18 protein-coding genes and 1 pseudogene are annotated in these 21,927 nt (G+C 56.9%); 8 read left to right on the top strand and 11 right to left on the bottom strand.

Features of this window, described 5'->3' with window-relative positions:
- Window positions 1-6: 6 nt before the first annotated feature.
- Together GKZ67_RS04790 and GKZ67_RS04785 are read left to right on the top strand one after the other, a co-directional pair.
- Window positions 7-672: a pseudouridine synthase gene (locus GKZ67_RS04790; protein ID WP_173241371.1), complete on the top strand. Its 666-nt coding sequence runs from the start codon at window positions 7-9 to the stop codon at window positions 670-672.
- Window positions 672-1,616 carry an alpha/beta hydrolase gene (locus GKZ67_RS04785; protein WP_173241370.1) on the top strand — a complete coding sequence of 315 codons (945 nt, stop codon included), beginning with the start codon at window positions 672-674 and terminating at the stop codon, window positions 1,614-1,616. Before GKZ67_RS04790 ends, GKZ67_RS04785 begins: the two co-directional genes overlap by 1 nt.
- Before the next feature lie 70 nt (window positions 1,617-1,686).
- On the opposite strand, the gene GKZ67_RS04780 is transcribed toward GKZ67_RS04785, so the two are convergent.
- From GKZ67_RS04780 to GKZ67_RS04735, 10 genes are all read right to left on the bottom strand, one after another.
- The gene (locus GKZ67_RS04780; protein ID WP_173241369.1) at window positions 1,687-4,836 is read right to left on the bottom strand and encodes an efflux RND transporter permease subunit; all 3,150 of its coding nucleotides are present in this window, start codon (window positions 4,834-4,836) and stop codon (window positions 1,687-1,689) included.
- Between the two features lie 133 nt (window positions 4,837-4,969).
- Window positions 4,970-6,067: an efflux RND transporter periplasmic adaptor subunit gene (locus GKZ67_RS04775; RefSeq protein ID WP_173241368.1), complete on the bottom strand. Its 1,098-nt coding sequence runs from the start codon at window positions 6,065-6,067 to the stop codon at window positions 4,970-4,972.
- A gap of 72 nt (window positions 6,068-6,139) precedes the next feature.
- On the bottom strand, window positions 6,140-7,459 hold the full coding sequence (locus tag GKZ67_RS04770) for a TolC family protein (RefSeq protein WP_173241367.1): 1,320 nt from the start codon (window positions 7,457-7,459) through the stop codon (window positions 6,140-6,142).
- 188 nt (window positions 7,460-7,647) lie between these two features.
- On the bottom strand, window positions 7,648-10,755 hold the full coding sequence (locus GKZ67_RS04765) for an efflux RND transporter permease subunit (RefSeq protein ID WP_173241366.1): 3,108 nt from the start codon (window positions 10,753-10,755) through the stop codon (window positions 7,648-7,650).
- A 152-nt stretch (window positions 10,756-10,907) separates the two neighbouring features.
- The gene (locus GKZ67_RS04760; protein WP_173241365.1) at window positions 10,908-11,156 is read right to left on the bottom strand and encodes an efflux RND transporter periplasmic adaptor subunit; all 249 of its coding nucleotides are present in this window, start codon (window positions 11,154-11,156) and stop codon (window positions 10,908-10,910) included.
- A gap of 8 nt (window positions 11,157-11,164) precedes the next feature.
- On the bottom strand, window positions 11,165-12,013 hold the full coding sequence (locus GKZ67_RS04755) for an efflux RND transporter periplasmic adaptor subunit (protein ID WP_173241364.1): 849 nt from the start codon (window positions 12,011-12,013) through the stop codon (window positions 11,165-11,167).
- Between the two features lie 70 nt (window positions 12,014-12,083).
- Window positions 12,084-12,824 carry a TolC family protein gene (locus GKZ67_RS04750; RefSeq protein ID WP_173241363.1) on the bottom strand — a complete coding sequence of 247 codons (741 nt, stop codon included), beginning with the start codon at window positions 12,822-12,824 and terminating at the stop codon, window positions 12,084-12,086.
- Window positions 12,806-13,492: a TolC family protein gene (locus tag GKZ67_RS04745; protein WP_173241362.1), complete on the bottom strand. Its 687-nt coding sequence runs from the start codon at window positions 13,490-13,492 to the stop codon at window positions 12,806-12,808. The genes GKZ67_RS04750 and GKZ67_RS04745 overlap by 19 nt, the downstream gene beginning before the upstream one ends.
- Window positions 13,493-13,973: 481 nt before the next feature.
- The gene (locus GKZ67_RS04740) at window positions 13,974-15,353 is read right to left on the bottom strand and encodes a sensor histidine kinase (RefSeq protein ID WP_173241361.1); all 1,380 of its coding nucleotides are present in this window, start codon (window positions 15,351-15,353) and stop codon (window positions 13,974-13,976) included.
- A gap of 82 nt (window positions 15,354-15,435) precedes the next feature.
- Window positions 15,436-16,113 carry a response regulator transcription factor gene (locus GKZ67_RS04735; RefSeq protein ID WP_173246455.1) on the bottom strand — a complete coding sequence of 226 codons (678 nt, stop codon included), beginning with the start codon at window positions 16,111-16,113 and terminating at the stop codon, window positions 15,436-15,438.
- Between the two features lie 109 nt (window positions 16,114-16,222).
- Here GKZ67_RS04735 and GKZ67_RS04730 point away from each other — a divergent pair, with 109 nt between their 5' ends.
- Window positions 16,223-16,438 (top strand): DUF4369 domain-containing protein, encoded by a 216-nt coding sequence (locus tag GKZ67_RS04730; protein WP_173241360.1) that lies wholly within the window; start codon window positions 16,223-16,225, stop codon window positions 16,436-16,438.
- Window positions 16,439-16,507: 69 nt separating this feature from the next.
- On the top strand, window positions 16,508-17,149 hold the full coding sequence (locus GKZ67_RS04725; protein WP_173241359.1) for a peroxiredoxin family protein: 642 nt from the start codon (window positions 16,508-16,510) through the stop codon (window positions 17,147-17,149).
- A 219-nt stretch (window positions 17,150-17,368) separates the two neighbouring features.
- Here the strand turns inward: GKZ67_RS04725 and GKZ67_RS04720 are convergent, their stop codons facing one another.
- Window positions 17,369-17,704 (bottom strand): tetratricopeptide repeat protein, encoded by a 336-nt coding sequence (locus GKZ67_RS04720; RefSeq protein WP_173241358.1) that lies wholly within the window; start codon window positions 17,702-17,704, stop codon window positions 17,369-17,371.
- Between the two features lie 148 nt (window positions 17,705-17,852).
- Between GKZ67_RS04720 and GKZ67_RS04715 the strand changes: the two are divergent.
- The 4 genes and pseudogenes from GKZ67_RS04715 (at window position 17,853) to GKZ67_RS04700 (ending at window position 21,913) form a co-directional block, all read left to right on the top strand.
- Window positions 17,853-18,591: pseudogene (locus GKZ67_RS04715) on the top strand (electron transfer flavoprotein subunit beta/FixA family protein).
- A 106-nt stretch (window positions 18,592-18,697) separates the two neighbouring features.
- Complete coding sequence (locus GKZ67_RS04710; protein ID WP_173241357.1) at window positions 18,698-19,675, top strand: electron transfer flavoprotein subunit alpha/FixB family protein; 978 nt, start codon at window positions 18,698-18,700, stop codon at window positions 19,673-19,675.
- Between the two features lie 235 nt (window positions 19,676-19,910).
- Window positions 19,911-20,546, top strand: a complete 636-nt coding sequence (locus tag GKZ67_RS04705; protein ID WP_173241356.1) for a bifunctional nuclease family protein — start codon at window positions 19,911-19,913, stop codon at window positions 20,544-20,546.
- A gap of 125 nt (window positions 20,547-20,671) precedes the next feature.
- Window positions 20,672-21,913, top strand: a complete 1,242-nt coding sequence (locus GKZ67_RS04700; protein WP_173241355.1) for a pyridoxal phosphate-dependent aminotransferase — start codon at window positions 20,672-20,674, stop codon at window positions 21,911-21,913.
- Window positions 21,914-21,927: the final 14 nt, after the last annotated feature.

The following is a 21,927-nucleotide window of genomic DNA, read 5'->3' as shown; positions in this document are numbered from 1 at the left end:
CTTAAAATGCGCTACGTCCTCCTCAACAAGCCCTACGAGGTCCTCACCCAGTTTACGGATGAGCACGGCCGGTCCACGCTCAAGGATTTCGTGGCCGTGCCCAACGTGTATCCGGTGGGCCGGCTCGACTTCGACAGTGAAGGGCTTTTATTATTAACGGACGACAAGCAGCTGCAGCACCGCCTCAGTGACCCGCGCTACAAGGTGCCCAAAACCTACTGGGCGCAGGTAGAGGGCCGGCCTACTGAAGCGGCACTGCAGCAGCTGCGCGAGGGCGTGCAAATCAAGGAAGGCTTTACGCTGCCCGCCGAAGCGCGGGAACTGCCCGAGCAGGAAACTACCGACCTGTGGCCGCGCAACCCGCCCATCCGCTACCGGGCGAGCATCCCGACGAGCTGGCTCGAAATTACCATCTCGCAGGGCATGAACCGGCAGGTACGCAAGATGTGCGCCGCCGTGGGCCTGCCCTGCCTGCGGCTGGTGCGCCAAGCCCTGGGCGACCTGCGCCTCTACGACCTGCAGCCCGGCACCTGGCGCGAGCTGACCGACGAAGAAGCCCTGGCCCTGCGCGGACTGGCCGGCGCCGGCAGCCGCTCCAGCCAGCCTTACCGCCGTCCGGCACCCGCTTCGACTCCACACGGGCGCCCTGGCCCGCGCCGCCCCCGCCCCTGATGCTGCGCCGGCTTATCGTATTTTTGCTAGGTATAGTCGCACTGCTCAACGTGGTGGTGGCCCTCCATGCCTGGCGCTTTACGCACTTTACGACCACGCCAGGGCCGCGCACCCGCAACCCGGAAAAGCTACCAGTAGCCGAAAAAATCAAGCTTATTCTCACCGGGCTGCAAAATCCGAAGCCCGTTAATCTCGCGCCGCCGGATTTTCCTTATGAGAACGTGACGCTGCGCAGCCCCAACGGCCGGCTCGGTGCCTGGTATAGTGGCGTGCCGGCGGCACACGGCACGGTGGTGCTCTGCCACGGCTACACCAGCGACAAGTCGCGGCTTCGGCCCGAGGCGGCCTATTTTCGGCAGCTTGGCTACTCGGTGCTGCTGCTCGACTTTAGCGGCAATGGCGCCTCCGAGGGCTACCAAACCACCATTGGCTACCGCGAGGCCGACGATGTAGCGGCCGCTTTTCGCTGGGCGCAGGCCCGGCAGCCGGGTGCGCCCGTGGTGCTTTACGGCGTAAGCATGGGCGCGGTAGCCATTCTGCGGGCCGAGGCCGAGCTGGGCCTGCGGCCCACGGCCAATATTGTGGAGTGCCCTTACGGTAGCATGCTGCAAACGGCTAAAAACCGCTTCGTGTCGATGCACCTGCCGCCCTTCCCTCTGGCTAACCTATTGGTTTTCTGGGGCAGCGTGGAGAATGGCTACTGGGCATTTAGCCTGAACGCGGGCGAGTACGCCCACCATGTTGCTACTCCTACCCTACTGCTGTGGGGCACTGCCGACCCGCGCGTGACGCGCGCCGAAACCGACACCATCTTTACTCACCTAGCCGGGCCCAAGCAGCGGGTCAATTTCCTAGGCTCTGGCCACGAGCCATATTGGCACAAGCATCCGGGGCAGTGGCGGGGCGTGATAAGCCGGTTTTTGTGCACAGAAATTAACAACTAAAAAGAGGGTCATACCGCATTTTGCGCGGCATGACCCTCTTTTAACAGGAGCCCGGAGCTTCTACCGGCTCCTAATGCGCGGCCAGCTCACGGCCGGTAGTGAGGTCGTCGGCGTAGTGCGTGTGTGAGGCGCGGTAGGTGCGCTCGAATATCAGCGGGAAGATGAACAGCGTGAGGATAGTACCCGTGAGCAGGCCGCCGATAACCACAATAGCCAGGGGCTTGGATGTTTCGGAGCCGATGCCCGTGCTGAGGGCCGCCGGCATTAGGCCGATGATAGCCATCAGGGCCGTCATTACTACCGGCCGCACGCGCGAGGCCACGCCTTCCGACAAGCTACGGTCGAGGCTCATCTTATTGAGCATGTTCTGCTTAAAGACGCTGATAAGAATAACGCCGTTCTGAATACAGATACCAAACAGGGCGATGAAGCCGATACCAGCCGAAATCGAGAAGTTGGTGTGCGTAATGAGCAGCATCGCAATGCCCCCGATGAGCGCAAACGGCACGTTGAGCAGCACCAGTCCGGCATCTTTGAGGTTGCCAAAGAGAATAAACAGGATGAAGAAAATAAGCGCCAGTGAGATAGGCACTACCTGCGCCAGCCGTTGCGAGGCCCGGCGCTGGTTCTCGAAGTCGCCGGTCCATTTCATGGAGTAGCCTTTGGGCAGCACCACTACTTTATTCACTTTCTCCTGCGCTTCGGCGATGGCCGAACCAAGGTCGCGGCCCCGCACCGAAAATTTCACGGCCGAGAAGCGCGTGTTGTCGTCGCGGTAAATCAGGCTGGGACCGGTTACCTGCTTGATGTCGGCTATCTCGTTGAGGGGCACAGTTTTGCCCGCTTGCGTAGGCACCATAAGCGACGAAATCTGGGCCGGGCTTTCGCGGAACTGCGGCTCGTAGCGCACCCGAATCGGGAATTTGCGCTCGCCTTCGTACATCTGGCTGGCCTGCTTGCCGCCCACTGCCATTTCAAGCACGGCGTTGGCGTCGCTTTTACTGACGCCGTAGCTGGCCATGCGGCGCTCGTCGAGGTCGGCGTGCAGCTCGGGCTGGCCGATGTTGCGCAGCAGGCCCAGGTCGTCGATGCCGTCCACTTTTTGCAGTATCTCATATACCTGACGGGCTTTGCCTTCCATCAGCTTGAGGTCGGTACCATATATCTTAACGGCGATACTTCCCTTCACGCCCGACGCGGCTTCTTCCACGTTGTCGGTGATGGGCTGCGAGAAGTTGAAGTCGACGCCCGGAAAACGGTTTAGCTTTTCCTGCATCCGCTCGATAAGCGCCTCCCGGTAAGCCTTGTGCTTCATGTTCTTCTGTACCTCATCGGTGTGCTTTATCTGCACCAGAAACTCGTTGTTGTAGAAGCCCGTAGGGTCGGTACCATCGTTGGGCCGGCCGGTCTGGCTTACTACGTCGCTCACTTCGGGAAAGCTGATGAATACGCGCCGCATCTCGTTGCAGAGCTTATTCGACGCATCGAGCGAGATGCTGAGCGGCAGCTGCGCCCGTACGTAAATGGAGCCCTCATTCAGCTCGGGCAAAAACTCGGTACCCAGAAACTGGTACATGCCGATGCCTACCACCACGGCCGCCGCCGCTGCCAGCAGACTGGCGGTTTTATGAATATATGTAAAATCGAATACATTTTTTGCGCCCTTGCTGATAGCCCGCACGAAGAAGTTGTCTTTCTCGCGCACGTTCTTGCGCAGCAGAATCGAAGCCAGCACCGGCACCAGGGTCAGCGTAAAAATCAGCGCGCCGAGCAGCGCAAAGCCCAGCGTCCAGGCCAGGGGGGAAAATACTTTGCCTTCCACTTTCTCAAACGAGAAAATCGGCAGCAACGCGGTGATAATGATGGCCTTGGCAAAGAAGATGGATTTACCCATATCGCGGCCGGTTTTCTTGATGATGCCCAGCTTGGCCAGCTTGTTGAAGCGCTCCATGCCCACCTCGTGGGCTTTGTGGTCGAGCGCCACAAAGAGCCCTTCCACCATTACCACGGCCCCGTCGATGATGATACCGAAGTCGATAGCGCCCATGCTGAGCAGGTTGGCACTCATGCCTTTAAGACGCAGGCAGATAAAGGCAAACAGCAGCGCCAGCGGAATAATGATGCTCACAATGACCGTAGTGCGCCAGTCGGCCATGAACAGGAACACAATCACCGTCACGAAAATCATACCCTCGGTGAGGTTGTGAATAACGGTTTCAGTCGAGAAGTCAATCAGGTTCTGGCGGTTGTAAAACGTGCTGATTTTCACGTCGGCCGGCAGAATCTTGTCGTTCAGCAGCTCTACCTTGGCTTGCAGCAGCTTGATAACTTCCGACGGGTTTTCGCCTTTGCGCATTACCACAATACCTTCCACCATGTCGTCGTTCAGGCCCCGGCCCACGCGGCCCAGGCGGGGCAGGGCCGCTTCGGCTACCTGCGCCACGTCTTTCACCAGAATCGGCGCGCCGTTCACGTTCTTGATGACCGTGTTATTAATGTCCGAGATATTATTCAGCAGGCCAATGCCGCGCACCACGTAGTTCTGCTGGCCCTCGTTTATCACGTCGCCGCCCACGTTGATGTTGGAGCGCTGCACGGCGGTGTACAGGTCGAGCGGCGTGAGGCCAAAATCCTGCAGCTTGCTGGGGTCTACCGATATCTCGTAGCTCTTTACCTCGCCACCGAAGCTGTTCACGTCGGCCACGCCGGGCACGGCCTTCAGGTTGCGCTCTACTACCCAGTCCTGAATGGTTTTCAGCTCGCGGGTCGATTTATCGTTTGATGCCAGCGTGTAGCGAAAAATCTCCCCCGTCGGGCCGTACGGCGGCTGCACCTCGGGCGCCGCGCCTTCGGGCAGGTCGGCCCCGGCCAGCAGGTTGTTGACCTGCACGCGGGCAAAGGCGTCGTCTACGCCATCATCGAAAATCACCTTCACCACCGACAGGCTAAAGAGCGTGGTCGAGCGCACGCTGGTTTTCTTCTGCACGGGGTTGAGCGCGATTTCAATGGGCGCCGTCACAAACTTCTCAATCTCCTCGGCCGAGCGGCCGGGCCACTGCGTGATGATGGTGATTTCGGTGTTCGTTACGTCCGGAAAGGCCTCGATGGGCGTATTCCGGTAGCTCACCACACCGGCAATAATTGCCGCCAGCGTGAGCAGAAAAATAAAGCCCTTGTTCTTGAGCGAAAAGGCAATAATGCCTTGGATAAACTTATTCATTTAGCAAGTATCATTTACCATTTAACAGTTGCTTTTCAGCTCTTTATCACCGCCCATCTACAACGCGCTGGCTGTGGCAGTACACCACAGCGCATGGGCTGTTAACCGGCAGATGATACCTGTTAAATGACAGTTAGTCATTCAGCTCGTCGTACACGAGCAGTTGGTTTTTGGTAACGATAATATCGCCGGCCTTAAGATTGCCGCTCACGTAGCTCACGTCGCCCACCGTCTTCACCACTTTCACCGGGCGGGTATCGACCTCCGTCCGGCTTTTATACACCAGCACAAAATGCTGGTCTTTGTCGAAAATCACGGCGTTGGCCGGCACGGCCAGCTCCTTTTGGTTTTCGGTATTGAGAATGTGTACCTGGGCGTACATCTCGGGCTTGAGCAGGTAGCCGGGGTTGGGCAGCCGAATGCGCACTTTCAGGGCTTTGCTGTCGGGGTCGAGCACATTGAACACCTTGTCGACCACGCCGTGGAAGTGCTTATCGGGGTACGAGAGCGTGGTAATGTCGGCCTGGTAGCCCAGCTTCACGTTGGCAATGTCCGACTCAAATACGTTGGCCAGCACCCATACCTGGTCGAGGTCGGCGATGGTAAAAAAGCCGTCGGCGTCGGTGTTGGCATTGGTGTACTGCATGCCCTGGGTTACATTCTTGTCGGTAATAAAGCCCGATATCGGGGCCTTAATAGTGTAATGCCCATCGCGCGACACCCCATAGATACCCAGCTGCTTATTGGTTTTGCCGAGGTTGCTCTGCGCTTTGCGCAGCTCTTCGCGGGCCAACACCACGTCGCGCTCGGCCGCCAGACCAGCTTTAAACTGGTCTTCGGCTACCGACAGGTTTTTCTGGGCAATCGCCAGGTCGGTGCCGGCCGTGCTGTTCTGGTTCTGCACGTCGGCAATCTCGCCCGAGCGCACCACGGCCAGCACCTGGCCCTTGGTAACGTGGTCGCCCAGCTCTACATTAAGCTTTTCGACTATTCCGCCTACCAGCGGGAATACTTTGGCGGTTTTGTCGCCATTGGTTTTCACCTGGCCCGAAAACGACTGCTCGCTGCGCATGGGCTCCAGGCGCACAGTATCGAAGGCCAGCTCCTTAAGGGTCTGGTCAGAAAGCGAGAATTTCTTGGCGGTTTTTGGTTCCTCTTTCGTCGTAGATTCCGACTTGGAGCAGGCCCCCAGGCCCAGGGTCAGCAACAGAAAATAAGCAGCACGATTCATGAATAGTAAGTAGTGGCAAGCGCCGGCTTCCGAAAGCACAGGCCCTTGTCCTTCGAGGCTAGGGAGAAAGAATTATTCGGCGCGGAAGAACGTGCGCCCGGTAGAAAGATTGATAATCTCAAAGGCTCGCATCCGGTTGGCGCGCAGCGTATTGAGCTGAATAACGTTGTTTTTGTACGCCTCGTAAAAATCCAGATATTCTACCACACTGATAAGGCGCTTGGTATAGCTCTGCTCAATGTTGTCGATGAGGCGTGCAAAGGGCGTGGTGTCGCGGCTGGTGTGCTGGTAGAGGTCGTCCTGGCGCAGGGCTACCTGGTAGGCCTCGTGCACATCGCGGCGCACCACCAGCTGCTGCTGGGCAGCCTGGGCCTGTGCGTTGCTTATCTGGGCTTTAGCGGCCTGAATATTACCCTGGTTACGGTTAAACAAGGGCACCGCAACTCCCAGGGTCAGGGAGTTATAGTTATTGATGTAGGAGCCCAGACGGTCGTAGCTGTAGCCAACGGCGAGGTCGGGCGTGGCCACGGCCCGCTGCAGGCGCAGATTCAGCTCCTGGCGCTGCACCTCGGCCCGGCGGGCTAGCAGGTCGGCGCGGCGAGCTACGGCCGTGTCGGTCAGCTGCGTTTCGGAGTAGGTGTTCAGCGAGAGGTCGCGCACACGGTTGGGGTCAACCACCGGCTGATAAGCCGAGCGGGTCGAATCGCGCAGCAGCACATGCAGGTCGGCATGGCCATTAGCCTGCTCGGTTATCAGGCCCAGCCGCTCGCTTTGCAGGGTAAAGAGAAACGCCTTGAGCCGGATAACCTCTTTGAGCGCAATGTTACCCTTCTCGTACTGGCTCTGGTAGAGGTCGACAGTGTGCTGAAGCTGGGGTATTTCAGTATCGTACACGCGCAGGGTCTGCTGCCGGAAGTACACGTCGTAAAACGTGGTACGCAGCTGAAAGCGTAGGTTGCGCACCAGGTCTTCGAGGTTGAAGGTTTCGACCACGGCTGCCTGCTGGGCAGCTTTGCCTGCTGCGCGCCGGCGGCCCGCCAGCGCAAACAGCTGCTGTACCTGAAACGCCACCTGGTTCTGTTGGCCCGCGCCATCAGGCTCCTGCCGATGAATCGACTGCTGTATAATATTCTGGTCCAGCGATATAGTCGGGTTGTCAATGAGCTTTGCCTGCACCGCCAGGGCCTGCGCCGCTGTGATGTTGTAGCGCTGGGCCAGCAGCTGCAGGTTGTTTTGCACGAAGCGCTGCTCGGCATCGGGCAGCGTCAGGCGTACGGTGTCTACAACTGGCTGCGCTAAGGCCTGGGTGGCAAAAAGCAGTAAAAAAGCAGGGATTCTACTTATGGAGCTAAGTCGATTTCCCTTTAGATGTAAATCGTTCTGCGTAGTCACGGCTAAGCTTGGTTTTGGGTTAGCTCACAAAGCTATCTTAAAGCCAGCATATTTTATTCATCTAAATTACACCTACATTAGAATCGAATTAGTATTGGATTAGAACGAGATTAGAAAATATTTTCAGATGCCAAAAAAGCCCCAGTCAAGCAGACTGGGGGCTTTTTAATTAATTGGAGCTGGATGCCTTACTTGTGGCGCTCTCGCTCCTGCTTGCTGCTATATACCCACTCGTATACTGCCGGCAAAATAAGCAGCGACAACAGCGTCGCGGTTATCAGGCCGCCAATAACGACGATAGCCAGCGGCTTCTGGGTTTCGGAACCAATGCCGTGGCTAAGGGCAGCGGGTAACAGCCCGAGCGAAGCCATGAGCGCCGTCATCATTACCGGGCGCAGTCGTGACCGGGCCCCATCTTTAATCGCCTGCACCAGGGGCATACCCTCGCGCATATTCTGGCGGAATTTGTTGACCAGAATTACCCCATCCTGAGTGGCTACGCCGAAGAGCGCGATAAAGCCCACGCCGGCCGATATAGAGAAGTTAACGCCCGTTAGCAGTAGCGCCGCTATACCCCCAATGAGGGCAAACGGCACGTTGAGCAGCACCAGCACCGAATCGAGGACGTTGCCAAAGGAAATAAACAGGATAAAGAAGATAGCCAGGATACTGATAGGCACCACGATGGAGAGCTGCCGCTGGGCGCGCTCCTGGTTTTCAAACTCACCGTTCCAACCCGTTGCGTAGCCTTTGGGCAGCTTTACATTAGCCGCAACCAGTTTTTGAGCTTCGGCAATAGTCGAGCCCAGGTCGCGGCCCCGAACCGAGAATTTGATGGCAATAAAGCGAGAGTTATTTTCCCGATAAATGAAGGCCGGGCCGGCTACGTTTTCAATCTTCGCAATTTCCTGAAGCTTGATTTTACCGCCGCTCAGATTTGGCACCGTGAGGTCGCCAATCTGGTCGGGGGTCGAACGATACGGAATATCGTAGCGCAGGCGCAGGTCGAATTTACGCTCTCCTTCAAACACCTGGCTCACGGCCTTGCCGCCGATTGCCATCTCAATAACCGCGTTGGCATCGGCAGCGCTCACGCCAAACTGCGCCATCTTATCAGGGTCCAGAGTAATGTGCAGCTCGGGCTGGCCAAGGTTTCGGAAGATACCAAGGTCTTCAACCCCTCTTACCTTTTTTAGCTGCGCATAGACTTCATCGGCTTTTTTATCTAGGAAATTGAGGTCATCGCCCGTAATCTTTACGGCCATGGAGCCTTTTACCCCCGATACCGCTTCCTCCACGTTGTCGGAAATCGGCTGGGAAAAGTTAAAGTCAACCCCACGGTAGTGACTAAGCTTTTTTTGCATCTCCGCAATTAGCTCGTCCTTGGTAATCTTACGCTTCCACTGCTCGGCCGGGTACAAATCGACGAAGAACTCCTGGTTGAAGAAGCCCGTGGCATCGGTACCGTCGTTGGGGCGGCCGGTCTGCGAAATCACGCCCCGCACCTCCGGGTACTGCTCAAAATCCTGCCGGAACTGCTTGGTAAAATGGTATGAGTCTTCCAGGCTGATGCTCAGCGGCATGGAAGCCCGCACGTAGATACTGCCCTCATTCAGGTGGGGCAAAAACTCCGTCCCGACGAAGTGAAAGGCACCAATGCCGGCAATAAGCGCCAGCAGTGCGGTAAGCATAGCCGTGCGCGGGTTGCCCATTACCTTATCGAGCAAGGGAGCATAGTTGCGGTTCAGAAACTCGATAAGCGGATTATGCCGCTCGCGCACATTCTTCTTCAGCAGGATGGAAGACAGCACTGGCACCAGCGTAAGCGCCAGCAGCAAGGCACCCAGCAGCGCAAACCCGAGGGTAAAGGCCAACGGGGAGAACAGCTTTCCCTCTACTTTCTGAAAGGAGAAGATGGGAATCAGAGCCGTCACGATAATGAGTTTGGACGTGAAGATGGATTTACCCATCTCCGTACCCGTGTGCAGAATCTTGCTCAGCTTGGCGCGCTTGTTGAATTCCTCCATGCCCTCGTGCTCGGCCCAATGGGCCAGCATCACAAAGAGCCCTTCCACCATTACCACGGCCCCGTCGATAATAATACCGAAGTCGATGGCCCCGATACTGAGCAGATTGGCCGTCATGCCCTTCCAGCGCATCAGGATAAAGGCGAAGAGCAGCGCCAGTGGGATAACCATTGCAACGGTTATCGTAGTGCGCCAGTCGGCCAGAAAAATCAGCAGAATAATGGTTACCAGCGTGATACCCATTGCCACGTTTTCACCCACCGTATGCAGCGTATGCTCGTTGAGCTCGGTACGGTCGTAAAATACCTTGAGGCGTACATCACCGGGCAGCACGGTGGTATTCAGGTAGTCTACCTTGGCTTCGAGCAGGGGCAGCACGGCGCCCGGGTTTTCACCCTTGCGCATGAGCACGATACCTTCCACTACATCGTCGTGGTCGTCGCGGCCCACAATGCCAAGCTGCGGCAGGTTAGAGGTGTGTACGGTACCGATGTTGCGGACCAGCACCGGCACGCCATTCACATTTTTAATGATAATCTTCTCGATATCAGCCACGTTTTTCACAATGCCAATACCGCGTACCACAAACGCCTGCTGGCCTTCCCGCACAATGTCACCACCCACGTTCACGTTGGCCCGCTGCAAGGCCTGAAATACGTCGAGAGCCGTCAAACCATATTTGGTTAGCAATGGGGGTGTTACTGCCACCTCGTACGTTTTTACCTTACCGCCGAAGCTAACGACGTCGCCCACCCCCGGCACCGCCTTAAGGTTTTTTTCAATTACCCAATCCTCCAGCGTTTTAAGCTCGGTGGCCGTTTTTGTTTTCGAAACAAGGGTGAAACGGTAGATTTCCCCGGTCGGGCCGGTAGGTGGCTGCACCCCAGCGGTCACTCCATCGGGCAGGTTCACGTTAGCCAGCTTTTGAGCGGCTTCCATGCGAGCGTTGAAGTTATCGGCTCCATCCTCAAACACAATCTTGATGAAGGAGAGACCAAAGAGGTTGATGGAGCGAATGACCGTTTTGCGGCTTATCGAGTTCATCTCCGTCTCAATCGGAATGGAAATGAAGCGCTCTACTTCTTCGGCCGAGCGGCCGGGCCACTGCGTAATAATTACCACTTCCGTGTTCGTCACATCGGGGTAAGCCTCTACCGGGGTATAGTAGAAACTCACTGCCCCTGCTATAACTACCAGTGCCGTGATAAAGAAAATGATATAGGGATGCTTCAGCGAGAAACCGATGAGGCCTTTTATGAATTTGTTCATTGTTAACTGGTTGTCAGTTGTTGGTTGGCAGTTGCCAGGCAATGCCGGGCCAGCGGCTCACGGAGCCGGGGCGAGGCTTTTGGCTTCGGCTGCCCGTTGCGCAGCAGTTGCCGGCAGCCGGCAATGAGCAGCCGGAAGCCGGCAACTAAAAACTAATCCGTCAAATCGTTGAAGAGTAACAGACTACCTTCCGTGACCACTTGGTCACCATCTTTAAGATTACCCGTTACATAGGTATATTCTGGTGTTGAGCGCACCACATTAACCGGCACTACTGCGTATTTGCGGGGCGCAGTCTGCTTTACTACGAAGTATTTATCCTTGCTAAAAATCACCGATTTGGGATTAAGCGCGAGGTTCTTGCCCGAATTTTCGAGGTGCAGGCTCACCGTGCAGAACATATCAGGCTTCAGGAGGCCCCCGGATTGGGTAATTCTACCCGGGCTTGCAGTACCCGCGTATCGGCATCAACTACGTTCGAGATATTGGTGATGGTACCCGAGAATTTTTTGTCGGGGTAAGCCAGCGCTGTGATATCTACTTGCTGCCCAATGCGCAAGGCCGAAATATCAGTTTCGTAGATATTGAACAGAATCCAGACCCTGCTTAGGTCCGAGATAGTGAAAAGGGGCGTCGAGTTATCGGGCCGCAACTGCATGTTGGGGTTCACGTTGCGGGCTACAACAAACCCGCTAACCGGGGCTTTTACTTCGTAAACCGGCTTGGCAGTACCGCTGCTACTGGCTCCGTAAAGCTTCAGAATCTGCTGGGTACGGTTCAGGGCCGACTGTGCCTTAACCAGTCCTTCACGGGCGGCAATCAAATCTGACTGCGAAGCGAAGTTGGTTTTGTATAGCTGCTCGGTGTTGTTGGCATTACGCTGCGCCAGCGCGAAATCGCTTTTGGCCGCATTAAAGTCGTTAAGGTAGCCGCTTACGTCGGCACTTTGCACGCGGGCCAGGGCCTGCCCCTGCTGCACATGCGCACCCAACGTAGCCGACACGTCGAGTACATTACCACTCACCACCGGAAATACCTGGTCAACGCGGCGCTGGTCATAGCTTACTTTACCAGTAAAGCGCAGGTCATCAGCCAAATTACGCGTCATTACCGTATCAGTGCGGTAGGTTGACTCCGTGTCCTTGCTATTGGTAGGAAGCTCAGCTTTTTTCTCGCTGCAGGCGGGCAGGCTTAGTATTGGTGCTGCCAGCACAGCTGTGATAAGCAAGCGAAAGGGCGTTTTTTGAAACACGTTCATTTGGGTACGTAGAGAATTAGAAGGACGTAATCAGCCGGCAGGCTAAAACCCTTTCTTGCTTCTTAGTTAATTAAAATACTTTGGCGTTGGTGGCGAAATTGACCTGCTGCTCGCTTTGCAGCAGGCGGCTGCTTATATCGATAAGCCCCAGCTGCGCCTCTTTGTAGGCCCGGAACTTGTCGATGAAGCTTACCAGGTCGATAAGGCGGCGATTGTAGTCGGCGACTGCGTCGCGGCTTACGTTGGCCGTACGGGCCAGGTAATCGGGGGTAATACTGCGTCGCAAGGTGATAGCACGCTGCAACTGCTCATAGGCCGCCGCTACATCCTGCTCCACCTGTAAATGCACCGCATTCAATGCAAAGCCTGACTGCTGAATACCAATCTTAGCTGCTTGAATATTGCCCTGGTTACGGTTGGCAATCGGCAGGTCGATGGCCGATTGCAGGCCGAAGTAATGCGCATAGGTGCTGCCCTGACTGGCGTAGTCGGCGCCTACCAGGAGCTTGGGAATAGCCAGCGAATGCTGTACGGCCAGATTTTGCTGGGTATAAACCGTTTGCTGGGTAGCCGCCCGCAGGTCGGGGCGCAACGCAAAGGCCTGCGTCTCCAGATAAGTCAGGTCTGGTACCACAGCCGGGGCATCGGGCAGGAACTCTACTCCTTCGGGCGATACGAACACGGAACCCGGCGCGGCCAGCAGTACGCGCAGGGTGGCCTGGTCCTGAGTAAGCTGGTTGAGCAGGTCGCTGCGGTCACGTTCCAGGCTTTGCTGCTCTAGTTCAAGGCGGGTTACCTCATAAGAAGCCACAACCCCAGCCGCAGCCGCTCGCGGAAAGCGGCCAGCAGGCGGCCCAGCTGAACGCGCTCCTGCTCGGTAAAGCCCAGCTTACGGCGCTCGGCTGCTACGTTATAAAACGATTGCACCAGCTGAAAGCGGGCCTGACGCAGCAGGTCTTCAAATGCAGCCTGCTGCACCGAAACCCCCGTGCGCGAAAGTTGCACGAGCTTACTGCGTCGGCCAGATATATCAATAAGCTGCTGAATCTGAGCCAAAAAGGTGCCGCCAGTGGGGTTCGTCGGGTCAGTCTGCTTGTTCAGTGGGAAGAAGGTCTTCGTATTTGGGTTGTAGGCGTTCACCTCCATCTGGAGGTTAGGGTTATCCCGCAGCAATGCCTGCCGGATAGCCGCGTTTGCCACGTCGATGTTAAAATGCTGAGCCAGCAGCTGAAAGTTGGCCTGCATAAATCGCGCCTGAGCCTGGTCGAGCGTTACACGCAGCGTATCGGTAGGAATGGCGGTTGCCGCAGCCCCGGTCGGCAAACCCATCTCGATAGGATACTTGTTCAGCCCACCGCCGCCTCCCGCAGCCGAAGCGCCGGTAGCCGAGGCACCTGGGGCAGCAAGTGCCCCCGCAGGCGCTGCCAGTCGGCCCGCGCCCGTGCTGGGAGCAGCATTGGTGGGGGTAGCGGCGGGCATGCCGGTAGCGGCCGGGCTAGAGGCCGCCCCACCGGGGCTTGTGAGGGGGTACCCGGCTGGCCAAATGTAGGCGTGGCGGCAGGCTGCCCCGGTAGCTGGGCCGGGCTGGTAGTACCTCTGGCGGCGCCCGGCTGCTGGCCGGTTGCCGCTGGGGTGGTAGCTGGCGTTGTAACGGCTGGTAAGGGGGCGCCGGTAGCCGGCCGGGCGGCATTAGGTTGCGGCATCTGAGCCCAGCTCGCTACCGCCGTTAAGCTTATTCCCCCGGCAGTTGCCAGGATTCGAAAAACAGAAATTTGAAAACGCATAACGGGTAAATCTGCTGCTTAGGAACTTTGAAGGGAAGCTGTTGCGTGCCCTCCGTCAAAAGCAGTAGTCTATAATTAAGAAACAAAGGTCCGACCAATACATTAGGTCAGAATTAGAAGGGCATTAGAAATCGATTAGAAAGATGAATTCACGCGACTTTTTGCTTGGCGCCCTCTTAGCTAACAAATACTAGCTCGGCTACTGTTCCCCTTCCAGGCTCCGAGCGCAACGTAAGTAGGCCACCATGCAGGCTGGCAATGCGCTGGGCCAGCGGCAGCCCTACTCCATGCCCGGCTACTCCGCGCACGGCAGTAGCCCGAAAAAAAGGCTGGAATACCTGTGCCAGGTCATCGGCCGCAATACCCATTCCGGTATCAGCTACCCGCACAATGCGTTCTCCACCGGCCAGACAGCGCAAGCTAAGCAGCACCCGCTGGTCACCGGCCGAATATTTCAGTGCGTTATCAACCAAATTGCCTAACGCCCGCACTAAAAGCCCACGATGGCCGAACACAACAAAATCGGCAGGGTCGGCAGGCAAATCGGCCAGGTCGCCCAAGTCAACCTGAATCCGCGCGCGTTGAGCCGGGGCCACGGCTTCGCGCACCTCCCAAAGGAGCTCGTCCAGACGCACTTCATCAGTCAGCGGCACTGCTTCTTCGGCTTGGGCCAGGTCCAGCAGATTATTAATTAACGCCTTTAGCTGTTGCAGCTCTCCTAGCACCGATGCCACGCCTTCCCGATATGCCTCCGGCGGCCGGGCGCGCGCCAACAGCACCTGAAGCTCCCCGATACTAGCCGTAAGCGGCGTACGTAGCTCGTGCGAGGCATTGCGCACAAAGGCCCGCTGGCCCTCAAAGCTAGCTTCGAGCCGCTCCAGCAGCCGGTTGAAGGTGCGGGCCAGGCGCGTCAGGTCATCGCGCTCGCTGGTACGCAGAAAGCCCTCATCTACCCGCTGGTGCAGGTCGTGCGCCGTGATGCGGTCTACCTGGTCATTAAGGGCGGCTATGGGAGCCAGCGCCCGGCCGGCAAAGCCCCGGCCTACTCCATAGATGACCAGTAGGCTAGCCACATATATTATTCCCATTATGGAAGCCAGGCTTTTCAGCCGCCGCTTGCCATACATATTTTCGGCCGCCGCTACAATAATATAATCGCCCTGGTTATCCTGATAAAATAGCCCAACTGCCTGCCGCTGCCCCAGCTGAAAATACACTTCCTTGTTAGTAACGATGCGGGCCAGGATGGCATCCGACAGCCGCACGCGCTCATCCTCCGCCACAAAGCGCACCTGGCCTTTGGCGTCGTACACCTGCAAAATCTCGTTGGTGAGCGATTGCAGGTATTTCTTTTCGAAGGCGCGGAAGGCGCTGGCGCGCATCTCGTCTTTTTCGAGGTAGATATACCCCGTCACCTGCGCCCGCTCGCGCAGCCGCTGCCGAAACTCCCGCTCCGAGGTAGTCATCTGCAGCACAAAAACCATCGCCAGCACCCCCAGCAGCAGCACGGCCACTACGCCCAGAAAGAGCCAGGTAAGCCGGTTTCGGATAGTCATATTATACTTTTACTATATTATAAATAATTAATACCACTGCGAAATCCTGCGCTACTCGCCTCAGCCTCCAGCTGCTGGCTGCTTATTCTTCACGCAGCACGTACCCCATACCTACTACCGTATGAATCAGCTTTTTATCGAATCCCTTGTCAATTTTATTGCGCAGGTAATTGACGTACACATCAATCACGTTGGAACCGGTATCGAATGAGTCTTCCCAGATATGCTCCGCAATTTCGCCCCGGCTCAGCACGCGCCCCTGATGACGCAGCAGCAGCTCAAGCAGGTTGAATTCGCGGGCAGTGAGCTTAATGGGCTGGCCGGCCCGAACGACCTTTTTGGCAGCAGTATCCACCGTCAAATCTCCCAGACTCAGCTGGTTGCCCTTGGCCGAACGCCGGTCGCGGCGGCGCGTAAGTGCCCGCACCCGCGCCAGCAGCTCCACAAAGTCGAAGGGCTTTACCAGGTAGTCGTCGGCGCCGCCATCAAAGCCCAGCAGCTTATCCTGGGTTGTGCCTAGCGCCGTAAGCATCAGGATAGGCAGCTCCTGGTCCTGGGCGCGCACGGCCTTCAGCACTTCCAGCCCGCTTTGGCCGGGTAAAATCACGTCCAGAATCAACAGGTCAAACTCCTGCTCCAGCGCCAGCCGCTGGCCAAAAGTTCCATCATAGGCTACTTCTACCTCGTAGCCTTCTTCCTCCAGCCCCCGCCGGATAAAGGCCGAAACCTTGGGCTCATCTTCGACCAGCAGAATTTTAATTGACATAGAATGCAAAGTAACGGTGGGGTTTAGAGATGCCTGGCATTACCAAGACAATACTATATTTAGCCCGACTAACGTTAGTGCATTTTCCTACCCCAACTGCCCTATGAACAACTACTTACTCGGCTTGCTGCTGGTTCCCGGCTTGGCACTGGCTCAAACTCAGACTACGGCCACTTACCCCTACCTGATAAAAGGAAAAATCGGGAAGCTAAACGCACCGGCCAAAGTGTACTTAATGACCGGCTTGCAACCGACCGACTCGGCCACGCTGCGCCAGGGCCAATTTGAATTCAAGGGCACCACCCCTTTTCCGCAGTAGGCCACCCTGGTGCTGGAGCGCCAGGGCCGGCTGCAATCAGGCTGGCAAAAGAAACAGTTTGGAGGCAAAATGGCAACGGTATACGTTGAATCGCCCGACCGCATCCGCTTGTTTCTGGAGCCTGGCCCGGTGGTGGTTAACAGTGCCGATTCGATGCGCACAGCCCGCCTCACCGGCGGCCCGCTCACGGCCGACTACCTGCGCATAAATGAGGTAACCAAGCCGATAGCCAAGAAGGCTAATACTAGTAAGTCGCAAGCGGAATTTGATGCCATTAGCAAGGAATATGCGCAAGCCTACCTGGTTTTTGTCAAGTCCCACCCTACCTCCTGGGTAAGCCTGGAAGCTTTGCAGTATGCGCGCCAGATGAATCCGCCCCAGTACGCGGAGGTAGCACCTCTCTATGCCGCCCTCACCCCGGCCCAGCGTGCCAGTCCGCCCGGCAAGTTCTACGGCGACATGCTAGCCGGCCTGAAAGCCACCGCCATTGGTGCGCAGGCGCCCGCCTTCACCCAAACCACGCCCGATGGCAAACAGGTATCGCTGGCCGATTACCGGGGCAAATATGTATTAGTGGATTTTTGGGCTAGCTGGTGCACGCCCTGCCGCGCTGAAAACCCCAACGTGCTCAAAGCCTACGAAGCCTTTAAGGTGCGCAACTTTGAGGTACTGGGCGTGTCGCTCGATGACGAAAAAAGCCGCGAAAAGTGAGTCAAGGCCATTGCCGATGACCACCTGCCCTGGACGCAGGTATCGGAACTACGCGGCTTCGACGGCACCACGGCCCAGCAATACGGGATAAAATCTATTCCGCAGAACTTTCTTATCGACCCGCAGGGCAAAATCGTGGCTACTAACCTGCGTGGCGACGATATTCAAGCTACCCTGGCGCGCTTTATCAAGTAAGTGGTGAGCTGCCTGGGCCTACGGCTAGTCGTCTTCGTAATCGAGGCCCAGGCAGCTGTTGAGGGCCTGCTGCAGCTCGCTGGCAGCGTGTAGCTGACCAGCCTTCCGGCTTACTATCAAGCCTTTGCGATATACCTGCTCGGCCTCATCTTTCTTGCCAAAGCCTTCGAGCAGCTTGCCGGCGTGGTAATAAGTACCCACGTAATCGGGGTGCCCGGTCAGCAGCTTCTGGTAAAATTCCCAGGCCCGCAGCGGCTCGGCCGCCCGGTACTCGGTGGCCAGGGCGTAGATGGTGAAGGCATCGTTGGGGTCTTCTTCGTAAAAAGCTAACAGTTGCTGTAAGCGGCTGGGGGTACTCATGGGAAGGGTTTTGGCTATCTTTGGGACGAAATTGCGACGTGCGCGCCGCATTCGGGTTTATAACGGGGCCGAAAGGCCTTTTCAGGCTTGGCAACTGTTATGCAAGCCGACTACTTTTGTATTCTCTTCTCACCCTAACCTTGCTTAGATGAAGTTTCTGGTTTGCATCTCTAACGTACCCGACACAACCACCAAAATTACCTTTACGCCCGATAATAAGGAGTTTAACAAGGCCGGGGTGCAGTTTGTGATTAACCCCTGGGACGAATACGCCCTGACCCGCGCCATCGAGCTGAAAGAGGCGGCCGGCAGCGGCACCGTAACCGTCTTAAATGTAGGCGAAGCCGACACGGAGCCCAACATTCGGAAAGCGCTGGCCATCGGCGCCGACGACGCCATTCGGGTAAATGCCGCCCGAAGGATGCGTTTTTCGTGGCCGAGCAAATCGCGGCTATCGCCAAAGAAGGCGCCTACGACATCATTCTGATGGGCAAGGAAAGCATTGACTATAATGGCTTTCAGGTGCACGGCATGGTGGGCGAGCTGCTCGGCATCCCAACCGTGGCCCCGGCTATGAAGCTGGATATGAGCGGCAACACTGCCACCCTGGAGCGCGAGATTGAGGGCGGCAAGGAGATAGTGAGCGTCAATACGCCCTTCGTGGCCTCGTGCCAGCAGCCCATGTGCGAGCCCCGCATTCCCAATATGCGCGGCATTATGACGGCCCGCACCAAGCCCCTGAAAGTAGTAGCTGCTACCGGCGACGCGGCCCGCACCCAGGTGCAGGAGTACGCCCTGCCCCCAAGAAGCAGGGCGTGAAGCTGATACCCGCCGAAAGCGCCGGCGACCTCATCAAGCTGCTGCGCAACGAAGCGAAAGTAATATAAGGAGAGTTATGAGTTAAAAGTCAGGAGTCAGGGGTGGCCGCTCGTCCATCCCAAGCTCAGACTGGCAACTCCTAACTCCTAACTTTTAACTTATAACTCCCAAAAGATGTCAGTTTTAGTAGTAGTGGAATGCGATAAGGGTGAAGTAAAGAAATCTTCGCTCGAAGTGGCTACGTATGGCGCGCAGCTTGCAGCGCAGCTCGGCACCAGCGCTACGGCCATTGCCGTGGGCGAAGCCTCCGACGCCAGTCTTGCCAGGCTCGGCGAGCAAGGCATTACCAAAGTGCTCTATGACAAGGAGCCGCGCCTGAAGGATTTCGTAAACAATGCGTACACCAAGCTTATTGCCACGGCGGCTCAGCAGGAAGATGCCAAGGTAATTGTGCTGGCCAACAGCAACATCGGTGCTACTGTGGGTTCGCGCTTGTCCATCCGGCTGCAAGCCTCGCTGGCGACCAACGTGGTAGAGCTCCCCAAAACCGACGGTGGCCAGTTTACGGTAAAGCGGGGCGCCTTCTCGGGCAAAGCCTTTTCGGATGTAGTGCTGAGCGGTGAGCGCAAGATTATCGCCGTTAAAAAGAACTCCATCGAAGCCCAGCACGAGGCCGGCAAAACGGCCGAGGTAGTCGCTTTTGCCGCTCAGCTCTCCGATGCGGATTTTGCCGATGCGCCCAAGCAGGTAGTGATGCAGGACCAGGCCGGCGGCATTTTGCTGCCCGAAGCCGAGCGCGTCGTATCAGGCGGCCGGGGCATGAAAGGCCCCGAAAACTGGCATCTTATCGAAGACCTGGCCAAAGCGCTGGGCGCGGCCACGGCCTGCTCGAAGCCGGTATCGGACGTGGATTGGCGTCCGCACCACGAGCACGTGGGGCAGACAGGCATCACAGTATCGCCAAATTTATATATTGCTTGTGGCATTTCGGGCGCGATTCAGCACCTGGCGGGCGTCAACTCCTCGAAGGTTATTGTGGTCATCAACAAAGACCCGGAAGCCCCGTTCTTCAAAGCTGCCGACTACGGTATTGTGGGCGATGTATTTGACGTATTGCCTAAGCTGACAGCAGCGGTAAAAGCGCTGGGGTAAGGCGCGTTGCTAGGCCAGTAACGTCATGGTGGGCTTGCAAAGCAGCTTGTTCGCGCTGTCGGGTCATGCATCCGGCAGTTCGGACAAGCTGCTTTGCAAGCTCAGCATGACGTTCTTATTTCGTATTTTACGTCAAATTCAGCTTTTTTTGTGAGCCGTTTCCGGCCGTACTCGCTTTATTTGTCGTACGGAAAGCATCGCTTTTATTTACCAAGAATTCAAGTCCCCGAGACCCTTGAAAAAAATACCCCTCGAAATTCTGGGCCTGTCCTCCTCGCAGTCGCAATCCGGCTCCTTTGCCCTTATCCTGGGCGAGAAGCATGGCAACCGCCGCCTGCCGATTATCATCGGCATGTTTGAGGCCCAGAGCATTGCCATCCAGATTGAGAAAATCAGCCCCAACCGGCCCCTCACGCACGACCTGTTCAAGGCGTTTGCCGAGCATGTGCACGTCACTATTATTGAAGTAGTTATCTCCGACCTCAAGGAAGGCGTATTTTATTCGCGCATCGTGTGCTCCGACGGGGCTACCACCTTTGAGATTGATGCCCGGCCTTCCGATGCCATTGCGATTGGCCTGCGCTTCGGAGTGCCCATTTTTACGGTAGAAAGTGTGCTCAGTGAAGCCGGCATCATCCTCTCCGACCTCGACGAGGCGGGCGAAGAAGAAGAGGATGACGACGACCACGATGAGGACGAAGAGGAGAGCGAAAGTGAGGCCCCGCGCGCGGCCAAAGCCACCGAGCCCCGCGAGCCCAGCGGGCAGGTGTCGCTCGACGAGCTGACCAAGATGCTGGCGCAGGCACTGGAAAAAGAAGACTACGAAAAAGCCGCCAAGATTCGGGATGAGCTGAACAAGCGCAACGGCTAGCCACTACAGCTGAAAATGTGCTGAATGGAAAAATGGGATGCTGTGGACGTTTTTACTTAACGCGGCAGCTTTTACCACTTCGCATTCAGCACATTTTTACGTTTATATTATTCGATATTTAGCTTATGTCGTTATCCGTATCGCAGCGGGGGCAGGATATGCCCGTTTCGCCCTTTCGCAAGCTGGCCCCGTTTGCCGAAGCTGCCCGTCAACAGGGCAAAAAAGTCTATCAGCTTAATATTGGTCAGCCCGATATCGCCACCCCGCCGAGCATGTTTGAGGCCGTGCGCAAGGCCGATATTCGGGTGCTGGCCTATAGCAATGGCGCGGGCACCGACAGCTACCGGCAGAAGCTGACTGCCTACTACCACCGCGCCGGCATTGAGGTAGCCACCGGGGAAATACTGGTGACGACGGCCGGCAGCGAGGCTATCCTGTTTGCGCTGCTCACCTGCCTGAACCCCGGCGACGAGCTGATAGTGCCAGAACCCTTTTATGGAGCGTACACGGCCTTCGCTATTGCGGCGGGCGTGCATATTGTAACCGTGACGGCCACTATTGACAACGGCTTTGCCCTGCCGCCGCTAGCTGATTTTGAAGCAGTTATTACGCCCCGTACCAAGGCTATTCTGCTGTGCAACCCGAATAACCCTACGGGCTACGTGTATAGCCGCGCCGAGCTGGAAGCCTTGCTCCAGCTGTGCCGTCAGCACCAGCTGTTTCTGCTCTCGGATGAGGCCTACCGCGAATATTGCTACGACGGCGCCCGCGCTACCAGCGCCCTCAACCTGGCGGGCGGCGAGCCCTATGTAGTGGTGCTGGATACCATCTCGAAGCGCTACAGCGCCTGCGGGGCGCGGGTAGGCTCGCTCGTGACGCGTAACAAAGACGTGTTTCAGGCCGCCTTTCACTTTGCCCAGATGCGTATTAGTCCGCCCGGCCTGGGCATGCTGCTGGGCGAGGCCGCAGTTGCCCTGCCCGAAAGCTATTTTGACGAAAACCGCGCGGAGTATCAGGCCCGCCGCGACCTGGCCGTGCGCCGCCTGCAAGCCATGCCCGGTGTGCAGTGCCCGGTGCCCGGCGGCGCTTTCTATGTAATGGCCCACCTGCCCGTAGACGATGCCGAGCGCTTTGGCGAATGGCTGCTGACCGATTTCAGCTATAAAAACCAGACGCTGATGCTGTCACCAGCCAATGGCTTTTACCAAACGCCGGACTTGGGCCGCCAGCAAGTGCGCCTTGCCTATATATTGAATTTACAAGACCTTGATGCAGCCTTGACGTGCCTGGAGCATGCTTTGCTGATTTACCCGGGCCGCACGTTGGTGCCCAGTACTATCGCCGAGCCGGAAGCAATTGCGCAGTAAATATCTGATTTTCA

It is taken from the genome of Hymenobacter sp. BRD67 (assembly GCF_013256425.1).
Taxonomy (GTDB): Bacteria; Bacteroidota; Bacteroidia; order Cytophagales; family Hymenobacteraceae; genus Hymenobacter.
Note: the sequence above shows the minus strand (reverse complement) of the source record. Positions and strands in the feature narration are given on the sequence as shown.